This window comes from Marinobacter bryozoorum (genome assembly GCF_023156245.1).
GTDB lineage: Bacteria > Pseudomonadota > Gammaproteobacteria > Pseudomonadales > Oleiphilaceae > Marinobacter > Marinobacter bryozoorum.
Genome location: NZ_JAKZAH010000111.1, coordinates 1 through 1,037 on the forward strand (window position 1 = coordinate 1; position 1,037 = coordinate 1,037).

The following is a 1,037-nucleotide window of genomic DNA, read 5'->3' on the forward strand; positions in this document are numbered from 1 at the left end:
ATGTAAGCCAAATCTGGATGACCAAAAAAGGACTGCAATAGCTTTGGTAATTTCTGCAAACGTCGCAGTTGCCGGAAAACAATATCTCGGAGTTGTTCTTTATTGTTGATGATCTTCTTTCCAACGTGGTGATATTTGATGTAGCCCCAAACGGATTCGTCGGGGTTCAGTTCTGGCGAATAAGGCGGCAGAAAGAACAGTTTCAGCTTGCCGTTGAGGCTTTCCACGTACTCCCGAGCCCGGCGAGCATGATGCACCGGGTGATTGTCGAGGATCAGGAACACCGGCTTTTCGGAATCCTGGACCAGTGCTTTGAGGAACCCGATGAAGGCATCGGTGTTCATGTTTCCCTCGATCGTTTTGAAGCGCAGTTCGCCGCGGGGTGAAATGGCAGAAATCATGTTAATGCTGAAACGGCTTCCGGTATTGCGAATAACTGGCGTCTCTCCAATGGGCGCCCAGGTAGTCCCACTGTGGTAGTCGGAGCGAATGCTGGCCTCATCGCCAAAGTAGATCGTAGCGCCAACCTTCTTGGCTTCTTTGCGAATCTCTGGGTAGGTCTCTTCCTTCCACTGCTTCACAGCCTCCGGCTTCTGCTGGTACGCCCGATGCAGCGGCTTTTGAGGCGTCAGCCCCAGGTTGCGAAGCAGGCGACCGACGGACACATCGCTCAGTCGCACGTTGAACTTTTGCCGGATCAATTCACGCACACGACCTCGGGTCCACAGGGCGAAATTAAACTTCAGTTGGTCCGGCGTGAAGGTGGTAATCCAGGTATACAGCTCCCGAATCTGTTCGCCGCTCAACTTCTTGGGACGACCGGAAATCTGCTTGGCTTTAAGCGCTTCAAAGCCGCCCTCGCGGTAGGCTGCAAGCCACTCATAAATCCGGGCTCGACTCATGCCCAAAGCTTTGATCACCACTTCCGGGCTTTCGCCATCCATAACCCTTTGAACGGCACGAACCCGAAGTGCTTCCAGAGTTTTATGGTCCAGTTTACGACCGTCGTCATGGCGCATAAGAGCTGATATCCGATA

1 protein-coding gene is annotated in these 1,037 nt (G+C 52.9%); it reads right to left on the minus strand.

Annotated elements, in window-relative coordinates; all coding sequences use genetic code 11:
* A partial coding sequence (locus MLC59_RS19770) for an IS630 family transposase (RefSeq protein ID WP_248237314.1) occupies positions 1-1,019 on the minus strand: 1,019 nt, incomplete at its 3' end.
* Between the last annotated feature and the right edge of the window lie 18 nt (positions 1,020-1,037).